General features: G+C 70.8%; 23 protein-coding genes. 19 read left to right on the top strand and 4 right to left on the bottom strand.

All coding sequences use genetic code 11. The annotated features are described in order from the left end of the window. The first annotated feature begins 376 nt into the window (after positions 1-376). From rho to FH715_RS00130, 18 genes are all read left to right on the top strand, one after another. Positions 377-2,386 carry a transcription termination factor Rho gene (gene rho / locus FH715_RS00215; RefSeq protein ID WP_139639931.1) on the top strand — a complete coding sequence of 670 codons (2,010 nt, stop codon included), beginning with the start codon at positions 377-379 and terminating at the stop codon, positions 2,384-2,386. A gap of 129 nt (positions 2,387-2,515) precedes the next feature. Next, entirely contained in the window at positions 2,516-3,640 is a 1,125-nt protein-coding gene (locus FH715_RS00210; protein WP_139639930.1) for an LCP family protein, read from the top strand. Positions 3,641-4,101: 461 nt separating this feature from the next. Continuing rightward, entirely contained in the window at positions 4,102-4,326 is a 225-nt protein-coding gene (gene rpmE, locus FH715_RS00205) for a 50S ribosomal protein L31 (RefSeq protein ID WP_139639929.1), read from the top strand. 101 nt (positions 4,327-4,427) lie between these two features. Next, on the top strand, positions 4,428-5,498 hold the full coding sequence (gene prfA, locus FH715_RS00200; RefSeq protein ID WP_139639928.1) for a peptide chain release factor 1: 1,071 nt from the start codon (positions 4,428-4,430) through the stop codon (positions 5,496-5,498). A gap of 124 nt (positions 5,499-5,622) precedes the next feature. Continuing rightward, a complete protein-coding gene (gene prmC, locus FH715_RS00195; protein ID WP_139640360.1) occupies positions 5,623-6,462 on the top strand; it encodes a peptide chain release factor N(5)-glutamine methyltransferase in 840 nt (279 codons plus the stop codon). 34 nt (positions 6,463-6,496) lie between these two features. Then, positions 6,497-7,144, top strand: a complete 648-nt coding sequence (locus tag FH715_RS00190) for an L-threonylcarbamoyladenylate synthase (RefSeq protein WP_139639927.1) — start codon at positions 6,497-6,499, stop codon at positions 7,142-7,144. Next, positions 7,141-7,839: an arsenate reductase/protein-tyrosine-phosphatase family protein gene (locus FH715_RS00185; protein WP_139639926.1), complete on the top strand. Its 699-nt coding sequence runs from the start codon at positions 7,141-7,143 to the stop codon at positions 7,837-7,839. The genes FH715_RS00190 and FH715_RS00185 overlap by 4 nt, the downstream gene beginning before the upstream one ends. A 204-nt stretch (positions 7,840-8,043) precedes the next feature. Further along, complete coding sequence (locus FH715_RS00180; RefSeq protein WP_139639925.1) at positions 8,044-9,390, top strand: MraY family glycosyltransferase; 1,347 nt, start codon at positions 8,044-8,046, stop codon at positions 9,388-9,390. 289 nt (positions 9,391-9,679) lie between these two features. Continuing rightward, the gene (locus FH715_RS00175; RefSeq protein ID WP_139639924.1) at positions 9,680-10,132 is read left to right on the top strand and encodes a Cg1360 family ATP-synthase-associated protein; all 453 of its coding nucleotides are present in this window, start codon (positions 9,680-9,682) and stop codon (positions 10,130-10,132) included. 226 nt (positions 10,133-10,358) lie between these two features. After that, on the top strand, positions 10,359-11,168 hold the full coding sequence (atpB, locus tag FH715_RS00170) for a F0F1 ATP synthase subunit A (protein WP_139639923.1): 810 nt from the start codon (positions 10,359-10,361) through the stop codon (positions 11,166-11,168). Between the two features lie 116 nt (positions 11,169-11,284). Next, on the top strand, positions 11,285-11,515 hold the full coding sequence (gene atpE / locus FH715_RS00165; RefSeq protein ID WP_097229337.1) for an ATP synthase F0 subunit C: 231 nt from the start codon (positions 11,285-11,287) through the stop codon (positions 11,513-11,515). 37 nt (positions 11,516-11,552) lie between these two features. Next, positions 11,553-12,104: a F0F1 ATP synthase subunit B gene (locus FH715_RS00160; protein ID WP_139639922.1), complete on the top strand. Its 552-nt coding sequence runs from the start codon at positions 11,553-11,555 to the stop codon at positions 12,102-12,104. Beyond that, entirely contained in the window at positions 12,101-12,925 is an 825-nt protein-coding gene (locus tag FH715_RS00155) for a F0F1 ATP synthase subunit delta (protein ID WP_139639921.1), read from the top strand. Before FH715_RS00160 ends, FH715_RS00155 begins: the two co-directional genes overlap by 4 nt. A 100-nt stretch (positions 12,926-13,025) precedes the next feature. Further along, on the top strand, positions 13,026-14,597 hold the full coding sequence (gene atpA, locus FH715_RS00150) for a F0F1 ATP synthase subunit alpha (protein ID WP_139639920.1): 1,572 nt from the start codon (positions 13,026-13,028) through the stop codon (positions 14,595-14,597). 3 nt (positions 14,598-14,600) lie between these two features. Beyond that, complete coding sequence (locus FH715_RS00145) at positions 14,601-15,530, top strand: F0F1 ATP synthase subunit gamma (RefSeq protein ID WP_139639919.1); 930 nt, start codon at positions 14,601-14,603, stop codon at positions 15,528-15,530. A 2-nt stretch (positions 15,531-15,532) separates the two neighbouring features. Next, positions 15,533-16,987, top strand: coding sequence for a F0F1 ATP synthase subunit beta (gene atpD / locus FH715_RS00140; RefSeq protein ID WP_139639918.1), 1,455 nt, complete (start codon positions 15,533-15,535; stop codon positions 16,985-16,987). 222 nt (positions 16,988-17,209) lie between these two features. Next, positions 17,210-17,593: a F0F1 ATP synthase subunit epsilon gene (locus FH715_RS00135; RefSeq protein WP_139639917.1), complete on the top strand. Its 384-nt coding sequence runs from the start codon at positions 17,210-17,212 to the stop codon at positions 17,591-17,593. A gap of 68 nt (positions 17,594-17,661) precedes the next feature. Then, positions 17,662-18,108: a DUF2550 domain-containing protein gene (locus FH715_RS00130; RefSeq protein ID WP_097229330.1), complete on the top strand. Its 447-nt coding sequence runs from the start codon at positions 17,662-17,664 to the stop codon at positions 18,106-18,108. Positions 18,109-18,411: 303 nt separating this feature from the next. Here FH715_RS00130 and FH715_RS00125 read toward each other — a convergent pair whose 3' ends face one another. From FH715_RS00125 to FH715_RS00115, 3 genes are all read right to left on the bottom strand, one after another. Then, complete coding sequence (locus FH715_RS00125) at positions 18,412-19,701, bottom strand: glycoside hydrolase family 18 protein (protein ID WP_246108457.1); 1,290 nt, start codon at positions 19,699-19,701, stop codon at positions 18,412-18,414. 243 nt (positions 19,702-19,944) lie between these two features. Beyond that, positions 19,945-20,631 (bottom strand): response regulator, encoded by a 687-nt coding sequence (locus tag FH715_RS00120; protein WP_139639916.1) that lies wholly within the window; start codon positions 20,629-20,631, stop codon positions 19,945-19,947. Next, positions 20,628-21,893 (bottom strand): sensor histidine kinase, encoded by a 1,266-nt coding sequence (locus FH715_RS00115; protein ID WP_139639915.1) that lies wholly within the window; start codon positions 21,891-21,893, stop codon positions 20,628-20,630. Before FH715_RS00115 ends, FH715_RS00120 begins: the two co-directional genes overlap by 4 nt. Before the next feature lie 172 nt (positions 21,894-22,065). Between FH715_RS00115 and FH715_RS00110 the strand changes: the two genes are divergently transcribed. Then, positions 22,066-22,782: a hypothetical protein gene (locus FH715_RS00110; protein WP_246108456.1), complete on the top strand. Its 717-nt coding sequence runs from the start codon at positions 22,066-22,068 to the stop codon at positions 22,780-22,782. A 48-nt stretch (positions 22,783-22,830) separates the two neighbouring features. Here FH715_RS00110 and FH715_RS00105 read toward each other — a convergent pair whose 3' ends face one another. Further along, positions 22,831-23,403 (bottom strand): cob(I)yrinic acid a,c-diamide adenosyltransferase, encoded by a 573-nt coding sequence (locus FH715_RS00105; protein ID WP_139639913.1) that lies wholly within the window; start codon positions 23,401-23,403, stop codon positions 22,831-22,833. Between the last annotated feature and the right edge of the window lie 22 nt (positions 23,404-23,425).

The following is a 23,425-nucleotide window of genomic DNA, read 5'->3' as shown; positions in this document are numbered from 1 at the left end:
GGGGAATGAAGGCAGTATCCGGTAGTGTTAATCTCAAGTCCGCACGTACCGTTCTGTCGGGCGTCACACAGAATGCGTGCGGAATCCGGGTTCCGTATCGTGGGACCGATCTTCTTCCGGGAGCCTCCCTCATCTGCCTGAGCAGCCTGCCTGGTAGCGCCGAGCACGCTCCGGAACCGGTACGCCGGTTCGACGGTTCAACGTTTCTTCGACGTGTCTCGTCGATCCCCGCGTACCACCACGCATTGATCTTCCGCCGTGATCGAACAGGCGGGTTTACCGCACCGGCCGGACCTCAGCGAAGGGGCCGCAGCCGGACAGCACGACCGGTCGCCGAGCCAGACAGGCCGACGTCCGCTCCAGGGAAGGACCCTTAGTGAGCGACACCACCGATCTGATGGGCGTGAGTGCCGACAGCGCCGACAAGACTTCCGGTGCTGCCACCGCGTCCGCCACGGACGCTCCCGCCGCCTCCGCCGCTCCCCGACGCCGGCGTTCTGGTACGGGCCTCGACGGGATGGTCCTGGCTGAATTGCAGCAGGTCGCCTCCCAGCTCGGGATCAGGGGCACCGCGCGGATGCGCAAGAGCCAGTTGATCGAGGTGATCAAGGAGAAGCAGGCCGCCGGCTCCGGCGGCCAGGCCGCGGAGCGCGCCGAGTCCGCCCCGGCCGAGAAGCCGAAGCGCCGCAGCACCTCCCGGGCCCGCACGGGCGAGGAGGGCCAGATCGAGATCCCCGGCCAGCCCGCCGAGAACCAGCCCGAGGCGCCGAAGGCCGCCAGGGCCGCCGAGCCGAAGGGCTCCGCCGAGCCGGCCGAGAAGGAGCGCCGCGCGCCCCGCGCCTCCGAGGGCAAGGGCGAGAACGCCAGGTCCGAGGCCCCCGGCAACGACGGCAAGAGCCACGACGGCAAGAGCCACGAGGGCAAGGGCGGCGACGGCGGCCGGAACGACGGCGGCAAGGGCGAGGCCGGCTCCGACCGCCAGGGCAAGCGCGAGCGCCGCGGCAAGGGCGAGCGCCAGGGCCAGAACAACCAGGGCGGCGACCGCCAGGGCGGCCAGAACAACAACCAGGGCGGCGGGCGCAACCGCGACAAGGACGGCGGCAGGGACCGCGACAACCGCGACAACAACCGCGACAACCGCGACGACGACTTCGACGGCGGTCGCCGCGGTCGCCGCGGTCGCTACCGGGACCGGAGGGGCCGTCGCGGACGCGACGAGGTCGTCGAGCCGCAGATCAACGACGACGACGTGCTGATCCCCGTCGCGGGCATCCTCGACATCCTCGACAACTACGCGTTCGTGCGCACCTCCGGCTATCTGCCGGGCCCCAACGACGTGTACGTCTCGCTCGCCCAGGTCCGCAAGAACGGCCTGCGCAAGGGCGACCACGTGACCGGCGCGGTGCGGCAGCCGCGCGACGGCGAGCGCCGGGAGAAGTTCAACGCCCTGGTGCGGCTGGACTCGGTCAACGGGATGGGCATCGACTCCGGCCGCGGCCGTCCCGAGTTCAACAAGCTCACCCCGCTCTACCCGCAGGAGCGGCTGCGGCTGGAGACCGACCCCAGCGCCCTGCTGACCCGGATCATCGACCTGATCACCCCGATCGGCAAGGGCCAGCGCGGCCTGATCGTGGCACCGCCGCGCACCGGCAAGACCACGATCATGCAGTCGATCGCCAACGCCATCACGACGAACAACCCCGAGTGCCACCTGATGGTCGTCCTGGTCGACGAGCGTCCCGAAGAGGTCACCGACGTGCAGCGCGCGGTCAAGGGCGAGGTCATCTCCTCGACCTTCGACCGGCCGTCGGAGGACCACACCACCATCGCCGAGCTGGCCATCGAGCGGGCGAAGCGGCTGGTGGAGCTGGGGCACGACGTGGTGGTGCTGCTCGACAACCTCACCCGCCTCGGCCGCGCCTACAACCTGGCGGCCCCGGCCTCCGGGCGCATCCTCTCCGGCGGTGTGGACTCCGCGGCGCTCTACCCGCCGAAGAAGTTCTTCGGCGCCGCCCGGAACATCGAGGACGGCGGCTCGCTGACCATCCTGGCCACCGCGCTGGTCGAGACCGGCTCGCGGATGGACGAGGTGATCTTCGAGGAGTTCAAGGGCACCGGCAACATGGAGCTCAAGCTCGACCGCAAGCTCGCCGAGAAGCGGATCTTCCCCGCCGTGGACGTGGACGCCTCCGCGACCCGGAAGGAGGAGATCCTGATGGGCTCCGAGGAGCTGGCCGTGGTCTGGAAGCTTCGCCGGGTGCTGCACGCGCTCGACCAGCAGCAGGCCATGGAGCTGCTGCTGGACCGGATGAAGAAGACCAAGTCCAACGCCGAGTTCCTGATGCAGATCCAGAAGACGACGCCGACCCCGGGCAACGGGGACTGACCGGCCGCGCGTCAGGTCGACACGGGCCGGTGCCCCCGCTCCCCGCCACACGGCGGGAGGCGGGGGCACCGGCCCTCGCCGTTCCGGGCCGAAGAAGCGGTTCCCGGTCAAAAGGGGCACAATGGCTGAATGGTCCCTCCAACGGGCGAAGGGCCCGACGCGGTCTCCGACCAGGAGGAACCGCACGACCCTCCGCCGTCAGCGTTCCGTCGCCGCCGCCTGGTCCGGGCGGCGCTGGTCACCGCCGTCGTCCTCGCCGTCCTGGCGGGCGCCGCCGGCACCGCGCTCTACCTCAAGCTCGACGGGAACATCTCCCAGATAGACATCGAGGAGGCCCTCGGCGGTGACCGCCCCGAGGACAGCGACAACGGCTCGACGGACGTGCTGGTCCTCGGCTCCGACACCAGGACCGGCGAGAACGGCGCCTTCGGCGGCGACGACCCGGACGGCGAGGCCCGCTCCGACACGGCGATGATCCTGCACGTCAACGAGGACCACGACGCGGCCACCGTCGTCTCCATCCCCAGGGACACCATCGTGCCGCGCCCCGCGTGCGAAAGGGCCGACGGCGGCGGCGAGGCGCCCGCGGTGGAACGCACCATGTTCAACGAGGCGTACGGCGTCGGCGGCCCGGTCTGCGCGGTCAAGACCGTCGAGGCGATGACCGGGCTGCGGATGGACCACTTCCTGGAGGTCGACTTCGCCGGCTTCGAGCGGCTCGTCGACGCGCTGGGCGGGGTCGAGGTCACCACCAACGAGGCGATCGAGGACAGCGACAGCCATCTGCGGCTGTCCGCCGGCACCCACACCCTCAGCGGACGCGAGTCGCTGGCGCTGGTGCGCACGAGGAAGGCCGTCGGGGACGGCAGCGACCTGGGCCGCATCCAGCTCCAGCAGTCGTTTCTGCGCTCCCTGATGAGCCAGGTCGACGGCGTGGACCTGGTGGGCAACCCGAAGCGGCTCTACGACCTCGCCGACACGGCGACCTCGTCGCTCACCACGGACTCCGACCTGGCCTCCGTCCGCAAGCTCGTCGACCTCACCCGCACCCTGGGGGACATAGGCCCCGACGCGACGCAGATGGTGACGCTGCCCGTCGGCTACGACCCCGCCGACCCCAACCGGGTCGCGCCGCTGACCGAGCAGTCCCGCCAGGTCTGGGACGCGCTGCGCGAGGACCGCCCGGTGCCCCGCTCGGCGATCCGCGACTCGGCGGCGGAGGAGGGCGGCGGAAACGGGGTCCTGCGGAGCTGAGGGGGTGCGACAGCTGTGCCGGGGCGGTTCCGGTTTCGTTGTCGGCGTGAGCCCGGTGGTGGGTTTCTCGCGCAGTTCCCCGCGCCCCTGGTGTGGGCTGGCGTGGTCGGTCAGGCGTGGGTTCGCGCTCGGTAGGTGACGGCCTGCTTGGGGGCGCGGGGAACGGCGCGAATGCTGGGTGGCGGGGCGCGGTCGACTACGGAGCTTCGTGGCGGGGTGGGGTGTCGGCGTGAGCCCGGCGTCGGGTCGCTCGCGCAGTTCCCCGCGCCCCTGGTGCGGGCTGGCGTGGTCGATCACGCGCGGGTGGGGTGCTCCCGAGCCCTCCCGGCAGGGAATATCCGCGTTGCCGACCCCGTTTTGGTCGACACGTGCCAGTGCTGGCAGACTGGAGCGTCGGTCCCGGTTCACGGCGCGCATTCCGCGCGCCGACCCGGCGGCCCTCCCGAACCCTAGGAGAAGCCTTGAAGCGCGACATTCACCCGGAGTACGTCGAGACCCAGGTCAGCTGCACCTGCGGCGCGTCGTTCACCACCCGCAGCACCGTCGACGGCGGCAGCATCCGCGCCGACATCTGCTCGGAGTGCCACCCCTTCTACACCGGTAAGCAGAAGATCCTCGACACCGGTGGTCGGGTGGCCAGGTTCGAGGCGCGCTTCGGCAAGAACGCCGGGTCGAACCGCAAGTAGCGACCCCGTCGGCGTCGGCCGGCCGCTTCCTGCACCACGGCGGCCGGACCGGCGCCTTTCGCGTCCCCACACCCGGTCCCACACTCCAGGAGCGACCCACCATGTTCGAGGCGGTCGAGGAACTGATCGGCGAACACGCCGACCTCGAACGACGGCTCGCCGACCCCTCGGTCCACGCGGACCAGGCGGCCGTTCGCCGCTACGGCCGGCGCTACGCCGAGCTGACCCCGATCGTCCGCGGCTACCGGCGGTGGCTGGCGACCGGCGAGGACATCGAGACCGCCCGCGAACTGGCGGCCGAGGACCCGGACTTCGCCGCCGAGGTGAAGAGCCTCACGGCTCGCAGGGAGGAGCTGACCGACGAGTTGCGGCTGCTGCTCGTGCCCCGCGACCCGAGCGACGACAAGGACGTCATCCTGGAGATCAAGGCGGGCGAGGGCGGCGACGAGTCCGCGCTGTTCGCCGGCGATCTGCTGCGGATGTATCTGCGCTACGCCGAACGCGTCGGCTGGCAGACCGAGTTGATCGACGGCAACGAGTCCGACCTGGGCGGCTACAAGGACGTCTCGGTCGCGGTGAAGACGAAGGGCAACCCCGAGCCGGGGCAGGGCGTGTGGGCCCGGCTGAAGTACGAGGGCGGGGTGCACCGGGTGCAGCGGGTGCCGGCGACCGAGTCGCAGGGCCGCATCCACACCTCGGCGGCCGGCGTGCTGGTGCTGCCCGAGGCCGAGGACGTCGACGTGGAGATCAACCAGAACGACCTGCGGGTCGACGTCTACCGCTCCTCGGGGCCCGGCGGGCAGTCGGTCAACACCACGGACTCCGCCGTCCGCCTCACCCACCTGCCGACCGGCATCGTGGTCTCCTGCCAGAACGAGAAGAGCCAGCTCCAGAACAAGGAGCAGGCGCTGCGCATCCTGCGCGCCCGGCTGCTCGCCGCCGCCCAGGAGGAGGCCGACCGCGAGGCGTCCGACGCGCGCCGCAGCCAGGTGCGGACCGTGGACCGTTCGGAGCGGGTGCGCACCTACAACTACCCGGAGAACCGGATCTCCGACCACCGGGTGGGTTACAAGGCGTATAACCTCGACCGCGTGCTCGACGGCGAGCTGGACGCGGTGATCCAGGCCTGCGTGGACGCCGACTCGGCGGCCAAGCTGGCCGCCGCGCAGTGAACGTAGGGTGGGCGATGTGACTGCTTCTTTCGGTTCCTCCGGTTCCGAGGCCGGGGCTTCCGAGGCCGGGGCGTCGACCCAGGCGTCGACGGGCGGCCCGCAGCCCCCGGCCGGCGGGCGTTCGGTGCTGCTGGCCGAGGTGGCCAGGGCGACGCAGCGGCTCGCGGACGCCGGCGTGCCCTCGCCCCGGTTCGACGCCGAGGAGTTGGCGGCGCACGTGCACGGCACGGAGCGGTCGCGGCTGCACTCGGTCGCCGACGCCGAGTTCGACGCCCGCTACTGGGAGGCGGTGGCCCGCCGCGAGGCGCGGGAGCCGCTCCAGCACATCACCGGGCGCGCGTTCTTCCGTTACCTCGAACTCCAGGTGGGGCCCGGCGTCTTCGTGCCCAGGCCGGAGACCGAGTCGGTGGTCGGCTGGGCGATAGACGCGGTCCGCGCGATGGACGTGGCCGAGCCGCTGATCGTCGACCTCTGCACGGGCTCGGGCGCGATCGCGCTGGCCCTGGCGCAGGAGGTGCCGCGTTCCCGGGTGCACGCCGTCGAGTTGGACGAACGCGCGCTGCTGTGGGCCCGCAGGAACGTCGAGGGCAGCAGGGTGGTGCTCCACCACGGCGACGCCCGCGAGGCGCTGCCCGAGCTGACCGGGCAGGTCGACCTGGTGATCTCCAACCCGCCCTACATCCCGCTCGGCGAGTGGGAGCACGTGGCGCCCGAGGCGCGCGACCACGACCCGGAGCTGGCGCTGTTCTCCGGCGAGGACGGGCTGGACACCATCCGGGGCCTTGAGCGGGCGGCGCGCCGGCTGCTGCGGCCCGGCGGGATGGTCGTCGTGGAGCACGCCGACACCCAGGGCGGGCAGGTCCCGTGGATCTTCACCGAGGACCGTGGTTGGGCCGACGCGGCGGACCACCCGGACCTCAACAAGCGCCCGCGGTTCGCCACCGCGCGGCGGGTGGCCCGATGACCCGCGGTCGCGCACCGCGAGAGGAGCAAGTGTGATGGCACGGCGTTACGACTGCGCGGACGAGGTCGACCGCGGGCACGGGCTGCGCGAGGCGGCCTCGGCCGTTCGCCGGGGTGACCTGGTGGTCCTGCCGACCGACACGGTCTACGGCGTGGGCGCCGACGCCTTCAACGCCGACGCGGTGGCCGACCTGCTGGCCGCCAAGGGGCGTGGCCGGGGTGTGCCCTCGCCGGTGCTGGTCGGCTCTCCGACGGTGCTGCACGGGCTGGTGACGGACTTCTCCGAGCTGGCCTGGGAGCTGGTCGACGCGTTCTGGCCGGGCGCCCTCACGCTGGTCGCGCGCCACCAGCCGTCGCTCAACTGGGACCTGGGGGAGACCCGCGGCACCGTTGCCGTGCGGATGCCGCTGCACCCGGTCGCGCTCGAACTCCTCAAGGACGTCGGCCCGATGGCCGTCTCCAGCGCCAACCTCACGGGCCGCCCGGCGCCGAGCACCTGCGACGAGGCCAGGGAGATGCTCGCCGACTCGGTGGCTGTCTACCTCGACGGCGGCGAGACGCCGGACAACGTGCCGTCCTCCATCGTCGATGTCACCGGAGAGGTGCCGGTGCTGCTGCGCGCCGGGGCGGTGAGCGAGGAGGAGCTGCGCAAGGTCGTACCCGATCTGGAGTCCGCGCATTGACGGCGTCCGCTGAGGGCCCTCCCGACCCGGGCATAGCCGCGCCACGCGCCTTCGCCGAACCGGCCCTGGGGACGCCGGTGTTCCGCATCCTGCACGTCAGCACGGGGAACGTGTGCCGTTCCCCGATCACCGAACGTCTCACCCGGCAGGCGCTGGTCGAGAGGCTCGGCGAGGGCGCCAGGAGCGTGGTGGTGGAGTCGGCCGGCACCTGGGGGCACGAGGGCGCGCCCATGGAGGAGCACGCCGCCGAGCTGCTCGCGGAGTACGGGGCCGACCCGGGCGGCTTCTTCGGCCGCGAGCTGCTCGACGAGCACGTGATACGGGCCGACCTGGTGCTGACCGCGACCCGGGACCACCGCGCGCAGGTGATCTCGATGGGGCACTCGGCCGGGCTGCGCACGTTCACGCTCAAGGAGTTCACCCGGCTGGTGCGGGCGATCGACCTGGCGACGCTGCCGGTCGCGGCCTCGCCCGAGTCGCTGGTGGTGCGCGCCAGGGCGCTGGCGCGGGCGGCGGCGGCGCTGCGCGGCTGGCTGCTGGCGCCGAGCGTGGAGGCGGACGAGGTGCAGGACCCGTACGGCGCTCCGCTGCCGTACTTCCGCAGTGTGGGCGAGGAGATCAGGACGGCGCTCGACCCGGTGGTCACCGCGTTGACCGGGGTGTCGACGCCGGACGGTCGCGTGGGGGCGCGCTGAGGCGCGCCCCGGGGCGCGAAGGGTGTGTGTGAAGGGCGTGAGCGAAGGGCGCGAGCGAAAGGCGCGGCTTGGGCGTGGAGGTCCGATTCGCCGTGTGCTTACGTGGGTTTGACGTGGTCGGGCGTAGTCTCGGTGGGCGCTTGACCACGGTGCGGACATGAGAGGGTGTTGCGCGGTAGTCCAGCGAGATCTCTGGGGCAGCTTGTGCGCGAATACCTCTTGACGCTCTGCGTCGCGGCGGCCGTCACCTACCTGCTGACCGGGCCGGTGCGGAAGTTCGCGATCGCCTGGGGCGCCATGCCTCCGATCAGGGCGCGGGACGTGCACCGCGAGCCGACCCCGAGACTGGGCGGCATCGCGATGTTCGGGGGGCTCTGCGCCGGGCTGCTGGTCGCTTCCCAACTCACCAACGTCGGCCAGGTGTTCCGCCTCTCCGACGAGCCCAGGGCGCTGCTCTCGGGCGCCGCCCTGATCTGGGTGGTCGGCGTCCTGGACGACAAGTACGGCGTGGACGCCCTGATCAAGCTGGGGCTCCAGATGATCGCCGCCGGCGTGATGGTGCTCCAGGGGCTGACGATCCTGTGGCTGCCGGTCCCCGGCGTCGGCATGGTCGCGCTGACCCCGATGCAGGGCACGCTGCTGACGGTGGCGATCGTGGTGATCACGATCAACGCGGTCAACTTCGTCGACGGGCTCGACGGCCTGGCGGCCGGCATGGTGTGCGTCGCGGCGCTGGCGTTCTTCCTGTACACGTACCGCATCTGGTACGGCTACGGCATCGAGGCGGCGGCGCCGGCCACCCTGTTCTCCGCGGTGCTGGTCGGGATCTGTCTGGGCTTTCTGCCACACAACGTCCATCCGGCGCGGATCTTCATGGGCGACTCGGGTTCGATGCTGCTGGGTCTTGTCCTGGCGGGCGGCGCGGTCTCGGTGACCGGGCAGGTGGACCCGGACGCGCTCTCCCTCTTCTCCGGCTCGGAGCGGAACGCGGTGACCGAGACGGTCCCGGTCTACATGCCGCTGCTGCTGCCGTTGACGATCATCGTGCTGCCCTTCCTCGACCTGGTGCTGGCGATCGTCCGGCGGACGTGGAACGGCCGCTCGCCGTTCGCGGCCGACCGGGGGCACCTGCACCACCGGCTGCTGGAGATCGGGCACTCGCAGAGCCGCGCGGTGCTGATCATGTACTTCTGGTCGGCGCTGGTGGCGTTCGGCGCCGTGGGCTACTCGGTGGGGGCCAACGCGTGGGTGGTGCCGCTGGTCGTGGTGCTCTCCGGGGTGGGGCTGGTGGCGTTGCTGCTGCCCCGGTTCACTCCGAGGGCGCCGGCCTGGGCGGAGCGGATCGTGCCACCGCGGTACCGCTACCGGGCGCGGCGCGAGGCGGCCTCCGGCGGCGCCGTTCCGGCGAAGCCGGACGCCGCGGGCGAGGCGGGGGAGCCGGCCGCCGAGGGCGCGGCGGGGCCGCGGGCTTCCTCCGGGCCGCACGGGGCGACGGCGGTCGGCGGCCGTCAGCGCTTCGCGCCCCGCCGCAAGATCGACACCCACTCCTGACCTCTCCCGTACGCCGGACGACCGGCCTCGCCGCCGGGGCGCACCCCGTCAACTCACCGTGTGGCGCGTCCCCGTCGTTCGCCGGCAGGCCTTAGCAGGACCCCGCCGTCACGGGGTTTCGGCGCGCCGGGCATACTCCCAACGGTGTGAGGTCCTGCACACGTTCGAGTAAAGACCTCATCAAAAAGTTTGTGATAGCGTTCACGAAACCCGGCATCGAGGCCCAACGGCCGGGTGCGAAACCGCTCGTCAACGACGACAGTCCCCAAGCCCGTCGGAGAACACTTCCATGCAGTCCAACGACGCCCGGATCATCCGCGGCGCCGCGCTTCCCACTGCCACGGTAGGTGTCCTGGCCACCGCGGTCGCCGCGTTCGTGGCCGGGGGACGGGGGGCCGGCGGTGTCGCGTTCGGCGTGTTCGTCGCCGCCGCGTTCTTCGGTATCGGGCTGCTGTCGCTCAACCACGTGGGCCAGCGCTGGCCCGACCTGTTCTTCGGCGCCGCCTTCCTGATCTACACCACGCAGATGGGCCTCTTGCTCGTGCTGCTGCTGTTGCTGAGGGACGCGGACTTCCTCGACGGGCAGGCCTTCGCGATCGGCGTCCTGGTGGGCGCCGCCGTCTGGTTGGCCGGGCAGGTCCGCGGCCACCTCCGGGTCAAGACCCTGTACGTCGAGGTGGACCGGAAGCCAGAGGCCGCCGACGCCGAGCGGTCCACCGTCACGCCGGGCGGTCCGGCATGACCAGCCACGGTGAGCCGGGGGGCTGCATAATCACCGCCCTTCCGTGCTGCTATCGTCCGTCGCCGGAGGGCGGCCCACAGGTGGCGCACGCGGTGCCGGGGACAGCTCCGCGAGCGCGGACCGGCCTTCCCTCCGTCACACCTAGTCCAGTGCCGCTCCGTGGTATGCCGCCACGCCGACACATCGAGGTAGCCGTATCCATGCGTCACGCCGAGGGAGTCTCGCGGTGAGTAATGACCAGGTGCTCGCCTTCGAGACCGACTGCCATCTCTTCGACGACTGTGGCTTCCCCGCACCGTCCGAGTGGTCGTTCATCTTCGAACCGCTGTTCACCATCGGTTCGTTCGAGGTCAACAAGCCGATGGCGCTGGTGTTCCTGAGCACCGTCATCATCATCGGGTTCTTCTGGGCCGCCTTCGCCAAGCCGAAGGTCGTGCCGGGGAAGTTCCAGTTGCTCGCCGAGGTCCTCTACGACTTCGTGCGCCGGGGCATCGCCAAGGAGACCATGGGCAAGAAGGGCGAACCCTTCGTCCCGATGCTGGTCTCGCTGTTCTTCTTCGTCTGGATCATGAACATCTGGGCGATCATCCCGTTCTCCCAGTTCCCGGCGACCTCGATCATCGCCTATCCCGCGGCTCTCGCGCTGATCGTCTGGTGCACCTACATGTACCTGACGTTCAAGACCAACGGCCTGGTCGGCGGCATTCGCAACCTCTGCGTCCCCAGTGGGCTGCCCAAGGGGATCTACGTGATCCTCACGCCCATCGAGTTCGTCTCCGCGATCTTCATCCGGCCGCTGACGCTGACCGTCCGGCTCTTCGCGAACATGTTCGCGGGACACCTGCTGCTGCTGGTCTTCATCATCGGCACCTGGTACACCCTGGGTACCGTCGTCGGTACGTTCTACTCGGCCACCTCGCTGATCATGACGCTGATGCTCACGGTCTTCGAGATGTTCATCCAGGCGCTCCAGGCATACGTCTTCACGGTGCTGACCGCTTCCTACATCTCCCAGGCCCTCGAAGAGGCGCACTGAGAGAGGCCCCAGGGCGAGCCGGTCACCCGTGAGCGGCGCCCGATGCCCCCAAGATCCGCAACGCACTCCGGTGGACATTCCCCCACCGGGTCACCACAGAGAAGGAAACAACGGACATGTCCGCAGCTCTCGCCGCAGTTGAAGGCAGCGTCAACACCATCGGCTTCGGCCTCGCGGCCATCGGCCCCGGTGTCGGTATCGGCATCATCTTCGGTAACGGTGTCCAGGCCATCGCCCGTCAGCCCGAGGCCACCGGTGTCATCCGGCAGAACATGCTGCTCGGCTTCGCCGTCGTCGAGGCCCTGGCGCTGATGGGCTTCGTGCTCGCCTTCGCCCTCGGCGGCTGACGCAAGCACTCAAGCCACTACCGAGGAAGGGTCCACCATGCTGATGCAACTGGCCGCGGAGGAACCGCAGAGCCCTGTGGTGCCGGTGGTGCCTGAGATCGTCATCGGGCTGATCTGCTTCGGAATCATCTTCTTCGTCTTCTACAAGAAGCTCGTGCCGGCCATCAACAAGGCGCTTGATGAGCGGCGGGAAGCCATCGAAGGCGGCATGGAGAAGGCCGAGGCGACCCAGGCCGAGGCGCGGCAGACGCTCGAAAGCTACAAGGAGCAGCTCGCCGAGGCCCGTCACGAGGCGGCCAGGCTCCGTCAGGAGGCCAAGGAGCAGGGCGCCTCGCTCATCGCCGAGATGCGCGAGGAGGGGCAGCGCCAGCGCGAGGAGATCATCTCCGCCGGCCACACCCAGATCGAGGCCGACCGCAAGCAGGCGGCCGAGACGCTTCGCCAGGATGTCGGCAAGCTGGCCGTGGAGCTGGCGGGTCGGCTGGTCGGGGAGTCCCTTGAGGACCACGCCCGGCAGAGCCGCACCATCGACCGCTTCCTCGACGAGCTGGAGGCCAAGGCCGAGGCGGGAACCGAGGCCACCCGATGATGGGAGCGAGCCGCGAGGCGCTGGACGCCGCGCGGGAGCGGCTGGACACGTTGGTCGACAGCACCGGCGTGAACGTCGCCGCGCTGGCCGACGAACTGGCCGCCGTCACCGGTCTGCTGGACCGCGAGGTCTCGCTGCGCCGGGTGCTGACCGACCCGGCGCAGGCCGGCGAGGCCAAGGCGGAGCTTGTGGGCAGGCTGCTGTCGGGGCAGGTGGGCGGCGAGGCCGTCGACCTGGTCTCAGGCATGGTCCGCTCCCGCTGGTCCGCTTCGCGTGACCTGGTGGACGCGGTCGAGGAGCTGGCCGACATCGCCGACCTGATCGTCGCCGAGCGGGACGGCAGCCTGGACTCGGTGGAGGACGAGCTTTTCCGGTTCAGCCGGATCGTCGCCACCTCGCCCGAGCTGCGCGCCGCGCTCAGCGGCAAGGACCGTGGTGAGCGTGCCGTCGCCGCCCAGACCGAGCTGGTTCGCCGGCTGCTGGGCGGCCGGGCGCGGGAGGCCACGCTCCGCCTGGTCGTCCGCCTCGTGGAATATCCGCGGGGACGTAGCCTGGACAGTGGGCTCGACGCGCTCAGCGTGCTGGCCGCGGCCCGGCGCGACCGCTCGGTCGCCCAGGTCACCTCGGCGGTGCCGCTCAGCGACGCGCAGCGGGACCGTCTGGGCGCCGCCCTCGGCCGTATCTACGGCCGGCAGGTCCAGCTGAACCTCGACGTGGACCCCTCGGTCCTCGGCGGGATCTCGGTGCGGATCGGGGACGACGTCATCCACGGCACGATCAGCGACCGGCTCGACGAGGTCACCCGCCGCATGGCGGGCTGATCGCGCGCCGCGCACACCAACTCAACAAGCAGGACCAGCGGCCCGGGTTGGGCCGTAGCGGAAGAACTTACGGGCCCAACAAGGAGAGCAGGGAACCCAGATGGCGGAGCTCACGATCCGGCCGGATGAGATCCGGGACGCACTGGAGAACTTCGTCCAGTCGTACACGCCGGACGCGGCCTCGCGGGAAGAGGTCGGGACGGTCAGCGTTGCCGGTGACGGCATCGCGAAGGTCGAGGGACTGCCCTCGGCCATGGTGAACGAGCTGCTGGAGTTCGAGGACGGCACCCTCGGTCTCGCCCTCAACCTTGAGGAGCGCGAGATCGGCGTCGTCGTCCTCGGTGAGTTCAGCGGCATCGAGGAGGGCCAGCAGGTGCGCCGCACCGGCGAGGTGCTCTCCGTCGGGGTCGGCGACGGCTACCTCGGCCGGGTCGTCGACCCGCTGGGGAACGCCATCGACGGGCTGGGCGAGATCGAGACGGTGGGGCGGCGTGCCCTGGAGCTCCAGGCTCCCTCCGTCATGCAGCGCAAGTCGGTGCACGAGCCGATGGAGACCGGCTACAAGGCGGTCGACACCATGACGCCGATCGGCCGCGGTCAGCGTCAGCTGATCATCGGCGACCGGCAGACCGGCAAGACCGCGCTGGCCATCGACACGATCATCAACCAGCGCGACAACTGGCGCTCCGGTGACCCGGAGAAGCAGGTCCGCTGCGTCTATGTCGCGGTCGGCCAGAAGGGCTCCACCATCGCGTCCGTGCGCGGCGCCCTGGAGGAGGCCGGCGCGCTGGAGTACACCACGATCGTGGCGGCCCCGGCCTCCGACCCGGCGGGCTTCAAGTACATCGCGCCGTACACCGGTTCGGCCATCGGCCAGCACTGGATGTACGACGGCAAGCACGTGCTGATCATCTTCGACGACCTGTCGAAGCAGGCCGACGCCTACCGCGCCGTCTCCCTGCTGCTGCGCCGCCCGCCGGGCCGTGAGGCGTACCCGGGCGACGTCTTCTACCTGCACTCCCGGCTGCTGGAGCGCTGCGCCAAGCTCTCCGACGAGATGGGCGCCGGCTCGATGACCGGCCTGCCGATCGTCGAGACCAAGGCGAACGACGTCTCCGCGTTCATCCCGACCAACGTGATCTCGATCACCGACGGTCAGTGCTTCCTGGAGTCCGACCTCTTCAACGCGGGCCAGCGGCCGGCGCTGAACGTGGGTATCTCGGTCTCCCGGGTGGGTGGCTCCGCGCAGCACAAGGCGATCCGGCAGATCACCGGCTCGCTCCGTGTGGACCTGGCCCAGTTCCGCGAGCTGGAGGCGTTCGCCGCCTTCGGTTCCGACCTGGACGCCACCTCCAAGACCCAGCTGGAGCGCGGTCGACGGATGGTCGAGCTGCTCAAGCAGGAGCAGTACAGCCCGTTCCCCACCGAGAACCAGGTCGTCTCCATCTGGGCCGGCACCAACGGCCTGATGGACGACATCCCGGTGGGCGACATCCGCCGTTTCGAGCGCGAACTGCTCGACCACCTCGGTCGGGAGCGCAAGGACCTGATGACCAGCATCCGCGAGGGCCAGAAGATGTCCGACGACACCGTCGAGGCCATCCGGAACGCCGTTCTCCAGTTCAAGCAGCAGTTCGAGACCGCGGACGGCAAGCTGCTGGGCGAGGACTGATCCATGGCTGCCTCGCTGCGCGTATACAAGCGGCGCATCAAGTCGGTCACCGCGACCAAGAAGATCACGCGGGCGATGGAGATGATCGCCGCCTCGCGGATCGTCAAGGCCCAGCGGAAGGTGGCCGCCTCGACGCCCTACGCCGACGAACTCACCTCCGCCGTCACGGCGGTGGCCGAGGGCGCCGACGTCAAGCACCCGTTGACCACGGAGGCCAAGCGGCCTCGGCGGGCCGCGGTCCTGATCATCACCAGCGACCGCGGTCTCGCGGGCGCCTACTCCAGCAACGCCATCAAGGCGGGTGAACACCTGACCAGTCAGCTGACCGCTGAGGGGAAGAAGGTGGACACCTACATCGTGGGTCGCAAGGGCGTCTCCTACTACGCCTTCCGGGAACGCTCGGTGAAGCAGTCCTGGACCGGGTTCACCGACAACCCGACCTACGCCGACGCCAAGGAGGTGGCCGCCCCGCTGATCGAGGCGATCGGGCAGGACACCGACGAGGGCGGGGTGGACGAGCTGCACATCGCGTTCACCGAGTTCGTGTCGATGATGACGCAGACCCCGGTCGAGCGCCGGATGCTGCCGCTGCGGCTGGAGAAGAGCGCCGAGGACTCGGCCGAGGTCTTCCAGCAGGGTGAGCGGACGCACCCGCTCTACGACTTCGAGCCCTCGCCCGAGCATGTGTTGGACGCGCTGCTTCCGCGTTACGTGGAGAGCCGCGTCTACAACGCCCTGCTCCAGTCGGCCGCCTCCAAGCACGCCGCGACCCGGCGGGCGATGAAGTCGGCGACGGACAACGCCGAGGACTTGATCAAGTCGCTGACGCGACTTGCCAACGCGGCCCGCCAGGCCGATATCACCCAGGAAATCTCTGAGATCGTCGGTGGCTCCAGCGCCTTGGCCGACGCGACCGCGGGAAGTGAACGCTAACCATGACTACTGCTGCTGAGGCGGCCCCCAAGCAGGACCTGCCGACCGGGCGGGTCGCGCAGGTTCGCGGCCCGGTCGTCGACGTGGAGTTCCCCGTCGACGCGATGCCCGACATCTACAACGCGCTGACCGTGGACATCGCGGACCCGGCCAACGACGGCGCGACCAAGACGCTGACCCTGGAGGTCGCGCAGCACCTGGGCGAGGGCCTGGTGCGCACGATCGCCCTGGAGCCCAACGACGGCCTGGTCCGCCAGGCCGTGGTGACCAACTCCGGCGCCGGCATCTCGGTGCCCGTCGGTGACGTCACCAAGGGCCGGGTCTTCAACACCCTGGGCCGCATCCTCAACGAGCCCGAGGCCGAGTCGGAGATCACCGAGCGCTGGGAGATCCACCGCAAGGCCCCGGCCTTCGACCAGCTTGAGTCGAAGACCGAGATGTTCGAGACCGGCCTGAAGGTCATCGACCTGCTGACCCCCTACGTCAAGGGCGGCAAGATCGGTCTGTTCGGTGGTGCGGGCGTCGGCAAGACGGTCCTCATCCAGGAGATGATCATGCGTGTGGCGAAGCTGCACGAGGGCGTCTCCGTCTTCGCCGGCGTGGGTGAGCGCACCCGTGAGGGCAACGACCTGATCGAGGAGATGGCGGAGTCCGGCGTGCTGCCGCAGACCGCCCTCGTCTTCGGCCAGATGGACGAGCCCCCGGGCACCCGGCTCCGGGTGGCGCTGACCGGTCTGACCATGGCGGAGTACTTCCGCGATGTGCAGAAGCAGGACGTGCTGTTCTTCATCGACAACATCTTCCGCTTCACCCAGGCCGGTTCCGAGGTCTCCACCCTGCTGGGCCGGATGCCGTCCGCGGTGGGCTACCAGCCCAACCTGGCCGACGAGATGGGTGTGCTCCAGGAGCGCATCACCTCGACCCGTGGCCACTCGATCACCTCGATGCAGGCGATCTACGTGCCCGCGGACGACCTCACCGACCCGGCGCCGGCGACCACGTTCGCCCACCTGGACGCGACCACGGTGCTCTCCCGGCCCATCTCGGAGAAGGGCATCTACCCGGCGGTCGACCCGCTGGACTCCACCTCCCGCATCCTGGACCCGCGGTACATCTCGCAGGACCACTACGAGTGCGCCTCGCGGGTCAAGGGGATCCTCCAGAAGTACAAGGACCTCCAGGACATCATCGCCATTCTCGGCATCGACGAGCTGGGCGAGGAGGACAAGCTGGTCGTCAGCCGGGCCCGTCGGATCGAGCGCTTCCTGTCGCAGAACACCCACGCGGCGAAGCAGTTCACCGGCATGGACGGTTCGGACGTTCCGCTGGACGAGTCCATCGCGGCGTTCAACGCCATCGCGGACGGTGACTACGACCACTTCCCCGAGCAGGCGTTCTTCATGTGCGGTGGCCTGGACGACCTGAAGGCCAAGGCCAAGCAGCTGGGCGTCAACTGACGGTGACGCGCCGCGCGTCGGTTCGCCGGCCGCGCGGCGCGGCCCGTTCGCCCGGGCCGAACATGGTCGCCCGTGGGACGGACCCCCGTCCCACGGGCGTTCGGGGCCGGAGCCTATTCTTCGACCGGGGCCCGTCGGGACTCTCCTCGACGGCCTCCGGAGACCAAGCCAGTGACCATTCAGGGATATTCCAGGTGAAGATCCAGGTGAACAGGAGCCATCGTGGCTGAGCTGCACGTCGAGCTGGTCGCCGCCGACCGCAAGGTCTGGTCCGGCGAGGCCAGCCTGGTGATCGCGCGCACCACCGTGGGCGACATCGGCATCATGCCGGGCCACCAGCCGGTGCTCGGCGTGTTGCGTTCGGGCCCGGTGACCATCCGCACCACCGGCGAGACCGGGGAGGGCACGGTGGTCGTCGCCGTCCACGGAGGCTTCCTGTCCTACACGGACGGTAAGCTGTCGCTGCTCGCCGAGGTGGCCGAGCTGGCGGACGAGATCGACGTCCAGCGGGCGGAGCGCTCGCTGGAGCAGGCGAAGGCGGACGAGGACGCCGAGGCGGAGCGCCGGGCCTCGGTCCGGTTGCAGGCCGCGGCGGCGGAGCGCTGAGAGAAGACGGAGCGATCGCGCCCGGGTGAGAGCCGGGACGGACGCACGAGGCGAGGAGGTCGGTCGAGATGGTCCTCGCCTTGACCGTGTTGGGCGCGATCCTGTTGTTGTTGGTGATCGGACTCTTCGCCTTCGGGCTGCGCCGCCGGGTGATCCAACGCTCCGGCGGCACTTTTGACTGTAGCGCCCGCTTCACCCCGCCGCCGTCCGGCACCTCGCCGGGCAAGGGCTGGCGGTACGGAGTCGCCCGCTACAACGGGGACCGGGTCGAGTGGTTCCGCGTCTTCTCCTACGCGCCGCGTCCCCGGCAGGCGCTGCATCGGGAGCGCATCGAGGTGCGGGAGCGGCGGCTGCCGGCGGGGGACGAGGAGTTGGCGCTGCTGCCGGGGGCGGTGGTGCTCAGCTGTCGGCAGGACGGACTCGACGTGGAGCTGGCGATGAGCGAGGACGCGTTGACCGGCTTCCTGGCGTGGCTGGAGGCGGCTCCGCCGGGGCAGCGCGTCAACGTGGCCTGACGGAACGGCGGCCCTGCCGCGCGGTTGCCGTCCGCTCTGGTGTGTGTCGTCGTCACCGCTCGCGCGGTGGTTCGGGACCCGTCGCGACGGGTCTCTTTTCGTGTTCGGGGGCTTTTGACCGAGGGGTGTTCCCGCTTCGGGGCGCCCCGCTCGCCGCCGGGGGCTCGTCCGCCGCCGTCCGCCGCCGCTGTCCGTTCCCTGCGTTCCCCGCTCCGTGCCGGGGCGTCCCGTGGAGACGGCGACGGCGGGGTGGCGCCGGCCTGAGCCGGTGCCACCCCGCCGGGGTGTGTCTACCGCTGGAGGTCAGGCGGCGCCGAGGCCGCTGTCGATGGCGTCCAGCAGGGCGCCGTCGGAGGTGTCACCGGAGAACTCCCAGAAGAAGGCTCCGCCCAGACCCTGCTCGTTGGCCCAGGCCATCTTCTCGGTGATGGTCTCGGGGGTGTCGTAGCTCCACCAGTTCTCGCCGCAGTGGGCGTAGGCGGTGCCGGCGACGGTGCCGGAGGCGGGGCAGGACTCGGCGAGCACCTTGTAGTCCTCGATGCCGTCCTCGTAGCTGCCGGGCGCGGGGCCGGTGGCGCTGCCGCCCGGCTCGGCCTCCGAGACCCCGGTCCAGCCGCGGCCGTAGAAGCCGACGCCGAGGAGCAGCTTCTCCGAGGGCACGCCCTGGGCCTGGAGCGCGGCGATGGCGTCCTCGCTGGTGAAGCCCTCCTGCGGGATGCCGTCGTAGCTGGTCAACGGCGAGTGGGGGGCGGTGGGACCGTCCGCGTCGAAGGCGCCGAAGAAGTCGTAGGTCATCACGGCGAGATAGTCCGCGTGCTCCGCGCCGTAGGCGTAGTCGGCGGCGGCTATCTTGCCGCCGTCGGAGGCGTCGGCGGTGATCGCCGCGGTGACGAGCTGGTCGCCGAAGGCGCCGCGGAACGCGCTCATCATGTCGCCGAAGACCTCGGGCCCGGACTCGTCACAGGTCAGACCGCAGGCGTTGGGGTACTCCCAGTCCAGGTCGATGCCGTCGAAGACGCCTTCCCAGCGGGGGTCGTTGACCAGGTCGTAGCAGGACTGGGCGAACGCCTCGGGGTTCTGCATGGCCTCGGTGAAGCCGTCCGACCAGGTCCAGCCGCCGAAGGACCACAGCACCTTGATGTCCGGGTACTGCTCCTTGAGCTGCCGCAGCTGGTTGAAGTTGCCGCGGAGGGCCCCGTCCTCCCAGGTGTCGGCCTCTCCGCTGACGCTCTCCTCGGCGGTGTAGGCGCGGTCGTAGGCGGCGTAGGAGTCGCCGACCGTACACTCGCCGCCGACGACGTTGCCGAAGCCGTAGTTGATGTGGGTGATCTGGTCGGCGGAGCCGGAGTCCACGATGTTCTTGACGTGGTAGTTCCGGTCGTAGACGCCCCACTCGGTGAAGTACCCGAGGCGGACGTCGCCGGCCGCGGTCGGCTCGGAGGCGACGATCTCGGGGGAGGCCGGCTCGTCGGCCCCGGCGGTCGACGTGAGGGCGACCAGGCCGCCGGCGGGGATCGCGAGGGCGGCAAGAACGGTGATGAGCCGGCGCATCCGGCGCGGCCGGCGGTGCTCGACGGTACTGGATGATCTCAAGGAGACTCCCGATGTCGGAGAAGAGACGGTGGGGGTGACTTCGTCTCCACGGGGAGCACGCGGTGGTCAGTGACCTCCGGGGGCGTGGGGCCGCCAGCGGACTGACGGGGTTCTCTCAAGGGCGTGCTCGGCGTGTGCCCGTGAGAGTAGAGTGGTCTGGACCACGGGTCAATAGGTCTGTACCAAAGGCGGGTTGGGGCCGGTGGGGCGGCGGCGGGTGTCGCGGGGCGGGCCCGAGGGCGGTCAGCGGTGGGTGTCCCGGTGAGGGGAGTCCTGAAGGTCCAGCTCCCGGGCGAGGACCGCGGCCTGCACCCTGTTCGTCAGGGCCAACTTGCCGAGCATCCTGCTGACATGGGTCTTCACCGTGGCCTCGGCCATGGAGAGGCGTTCGGCGATCTGCGCGTTGGACAGGCCGGCGCCGACCTGGGCCAGTACCTGGCGCTCGCGCGGGGTCAGCTCCTTCAGCCGACCGGCGGCGGGGGAGGGGACGGGCGCCGGCGGTCCCGGCGCGTTCCTCGCGAACTCCGCGATCAGCCGGCGCGTCACCGCCGGGGCGATCAGCCCCTCGCCGGCGGCGACCGTGCGGACGGCGGTGATCAACGTGTCCGTGTCGCTGTCCTTGAGCAGAAAGCCACCGGCTCCGGCGCGCAGGGCGCCGAAGACGTACTCGTCGAAGTCGAACGTGGTCAGCACCAGCACCTCGGCGAGCCGGCGCTCGACGATCAGGCGGGTGGCGGAGACGCCGTCGAGCCGGGGCATCTGGATGTCCATCAGCACCAGGTCGGGGCGCAGCTCGGCGGCGAGCGCGACCGCCGCCTCGCCGTCCGCCGCCTCACCGACGACCTCGATGTCGTCGACGCTGCGCAGGATCAGCACCAGCCCTTGGCGGACGGCCGCCTGGTCGTCGGCGACCAGCACCCGGATCGTCATGAGGAGCGTCCTTCGGGGGGTTCGGAACGTTCGGCGCCCGCGCCGCGCTCGGTGCCCGCGCCGCGTTCGGAGACTTCGGAGAGGGGAAGCTCGGCGGCGACCCGCCAGAGGCCGGTGTCGGTGGTCTCGGCGACCGGGCCGGCGTCGAAGCTGCCGTGCAGCAGCTCGACCCGCTCGGCCATCCCCACCAGGCCGGAGCCGGAGCCGGGGGCGCGGGAGGCGGCGTCGGTGCGGTAGGGGCTGGTGACGGTGACCGTCAGCCGCTCGGACCGGTGGCCGAGGTGGACCTCGACCTGGCCGGGGGCGGCGTGCTTGACCGCGTTGGTCAGGGACTCCTGGACGATGCGGTAGGCGGCCAGCTCGACGGGGGCCGGCAGCGACAGGCCGGCCTCGCGTTCGTCGCGGCTGACGAAGCTGAGCTCGCCCGAGGCGTCGCCCCTGGCCGCGCGGTCCAGCAGCACGTCCAGGCCGTCGAGCGTGGGGTTGGCCTCGGGGTGGCGCTGCTCGGAGTCCTCCTCGCGCAGGATGCCGATGAGCCGGCGCATCTCGGTGAGGCCCTGCGTGCTGTTCTCCCGGATGACGGTCAGGGCCTGCGCGGTGGCCTCCGGCTTGTTGAGGGAGAGCGCCGCGGTGGAGTGGATGGCGATGGCGGACAGGTGGTTGGCGACGATGTCGTGCAACTCCCTGGCCATCCTGGCCCGTTCGGACGCGACGGCCTGTGTCCTGTCCATCTCGGCGAGAAGCGCCGTCTGCTCGGCGCGGAGCCGCTCCGCCGCCGCCGTGTCCCGGTGCTCGCGCAGTAGCAGCCCCGCCCATGCGGGGGCCGTCAGGATCCCCACCAGGCCGGCGCCGAGGATCAGCGCCTCCGGCTCGCGCAGCCAGACGACGAGGGCGACCGTGCCGGCGGCGCTGAACATCGTCGTGCCGGAGACGAAGGAGCGGCCGAAGCGGGCGGGGCCGTAGAGCACCGCCGCGTAGACCACGTCGGAGAACATGACCAGCACCGGCAGCGAGCCGCCGGAGAGGGCGTCGCCGAACAGGGCGAGGACCGCGCCGACGAGTGCCGTCGTCGGCATGACGCGACGCAGCACCTCCGCGGCGCAGATCACCAGCAGGGCCGGCAGACGCAGGACGGCGGCGGTCTGCTCCGGGTGGAAGGCGTACAGATCGAAGGCGATGGCGGTCAGGCCCGTGACCAGGCCGACCAGCGCGATCAACAGATCGTCGCGGTGTGGTCGGGCCGGTGGGGACAGTCGTGCCATGGAGACATTCGAGCACGGGCGGGGGGTTCGGCGGGACCGTCGTCGGATCTACATCGAAGGATGCAGGCGCCGGTCAGGGAATCGTCACCGAGGGTGACGTGCGAGGGGGATGGGTGGGCGACCCTGGAGGGGAACGTCTGACCGGAGAGTCCGAGGGGGGTACGAGGCGATGATGGTGGGCCTGATCCTGGCGGCCGAGGTGGCCTTCTGGCTGGTGTTGGCCGGTGGCCTCACGGTGCGCTATCTGCTGCGGAGGCGGCGGCTGGGCGGGGCGCTGCTGCTCGGAGTTCCGCTGATCGACGTGCTGTTGCTGACGGTGACGGCGATCGACCTGCGGGACGGCGGGGAGATGAGCGCGGGGCACAGCCTGGCCGTGCTCTATCTGGGGTTCACGGTCGGCTGGGGGCACTACCTCGTGCGTTGGGCGGACGGTCACGCGGCGCACCGCTTCGGCGGGGCGCCGAGGCCGGCGAAGCCGCCGAGGTACGGCGCGGCCAGGGCGCGGCACGAGTGGCGGCTGTGGGGCCTGACGCTGGTGTCGGTGCTGATAGCGGTGGCCGTCGCGCAGCTGCTGCGGTGGTACATATCCGGGCCCGAGGCGGACGAGGGCATGGTCGCGGCGCAGTGGATGGCGCTGCGGGCGCTCGGTATCCACGGGCTGATCGCCCTGTCGTACACGCTCTGGCCGAAGCGCCCCAAGGAAGGGGAGGAGCAGGCGGCTTCCGGGGCGGCGCCGGCTGGTGACGAGCCGCCGGAGGTGGTCTGGCGGGCCCCGGACGCGGGCCGGCGGTCGGGGAGCCCCGGCGGGCCCGAGAGCTTCGGCGGCTCTCCCGGCGGTGGTACCCCGCCCGGGGTGTGGCGTCGGTCCGACGCGGAGCGCGGGAGGTGAGCCTCCCGGCCGCGGGGCCTTCCGGCGCCTCCGGGCGGGGCGGGGGCGTCAGCGGTTCTCGCCGGGGACCCAGAGCACGTCGCCGGTCTCCTTGTTGGCGGACCTGGCGAGGATGAAGAGCAGGTCGGAGAGCCGGTTGAGATAGGTGGCCGTGAGCGGGTTCATGGTTTCGCCGTGCTCCTCCATGGCGGCCCAGGTCGAGCGTTCCGCGCGGCGGACCACCGTGCAGGCCAGGTGGAGGAGGGCGGCGCCGGGCGTGCCGCCGGGGAGGATGAAGCTGCGGAGCTTTTCCAGCGAGGCGAGGAAGTGGTCGCAGTCCGCCTCCAGCCGGTCGATGTAGCTCTGTTCGACGCGCAGCGGCGGGTATTCGGGGTTCTCCACGACCGGGGTGCTCAGGTCGGCGCCGACGTCGAAGAGGTCGTTCTGTACGCGCACCAGCACGGTGGCGACCTCCTCGGGGAGGTGGCCGAGTGCCAGGGCCGTGCCGATGGCCGCGTTGGCCTCGTTGGCGTCGGCGTAGGCGGAGATCCGCGAGTCGGTCTTGGCGGTCCGGCTCATGTCGCCCAGGGCGGTGGTGCCGCTGTCTCCGGTACGGGTGTAGATCCGGGTGAGGTTGACCATGCCGGGAGCCTACTGGGCGGGG

The sequence above is a fragment of the Streptomyces sedi genome, from assembly GCF_006335015.1.
GTDB lineage: Bacteria > Actinomycetota > Actinomycetes > Streptomycetales > Streptomycetaceae > Streptomyces > Streptomyces sedi.
This window is presented reverse-complemented; position numbering and strand designations above follow the sequence as displayed.

Bases quoted from the DNA above. Each gene is read 5' to 3' on its own strand.
- FH715_RS00210 (WP_139639930.1), top strand. From the start codon at position 2,516: ATGGTCCCTCCAACGGGCGAAGGGCCCGACGCGGTCTCCGACCAGGAG.
- prfA (WP_139639928.1), top strand. From the start codon at position 4,428: ATGTTCGAGGCGGTCGAGGAACTGATCGGCGAACACGCCGACCTCGAA.
- FH715_RS00190 (WP_139639927.1), top strand. From the start codon at position 6,497: ATGGCACGGCGTTACGACTGCGCGGACGAGGTCGACCGCGGGCACGGG.
- FH715_RS00175 (WP_139639924.1), top strand. From the start codon at position 9,680: ATGCAGTCCAACGACGCCCGGATCATCCGCGGCGCCGCGCTTCCCACT.
- atpE (WP_097229337.1), top strand. From the start codon at position 11,285: ATGTCCGCAGCTCTCGCCGCAGTTGAAGGCAGCGTCAACACCATCGGC.
- FH715_RS00160 (WP_139639922.1), top strand. From the start codon at position 11,553: ATGCTGATGCAACTGGCCGCGGAGGAACCGCAGAGCCCTGTGGTGCCG.
- FH715_RS00155 (WP_139639921.1), top strand. From the start codon at position 12,101: ATGATGGGAGCGAGCCGCGAGGCGCTGGACGCCGCGCGGGAGCGGCTG.
- atpA (WP_139639920.1), top strand. From the start codon at position 13,026: ATGGCGGAGCTCACGATCCGGCCGGATGAGATCCGGGACGCACTGGAG.
- FH715_RS00145 (WP_139639919.1), top strand. From the start codon at position 14,601: ATGGCTGCCTCGCTGCGCGTATACAAGCGGCGCATCAAGTCGGTCACC.
- atpD (WP_139639918.1), top strand. From the start codon at position 15,533: ATGACTACTGCTGCTGAGGCGGCCCCCAAGCAGGACCTGCCGACCGGG.
- FH715_RS00130 (WP_097229330.1), top strand. From the start codon at position 17,662: ATGGTCCTCGCCTTGACCGTGTTGGGCGCGATCCTGTTGTTGTTGGTG.
- FH715_RS00120 (WP_139639916.1), bottom strand. From the start codon at position 20,631: ATGACGATCCGGGTGCTGGTCGCCGACGACCAGGCGGCCGTCCGCCAA.
- FH715_RS00115 (WP_139639915.1), bottom strand. From the start codon at position 21,893: ATGGCACGACTGTCCCCACCGGCCCGACCACACCGCGACGATCTGTTG.
- FH715_RS00110 (WP_246108456.1), top strand. From the start codon at position 22,066: ATGGTGGGCCTGATCCTGGCGGCCGAGGTGGCCTTCTGGCTGGTGTTG.
- FH715_RS00105 (WP_139639913.1), bottom strand. From the start codon at position 23,403: ATGGTCAACCTCACCCGGATCTACACCCGTACCGGAGACAGCGGCACC.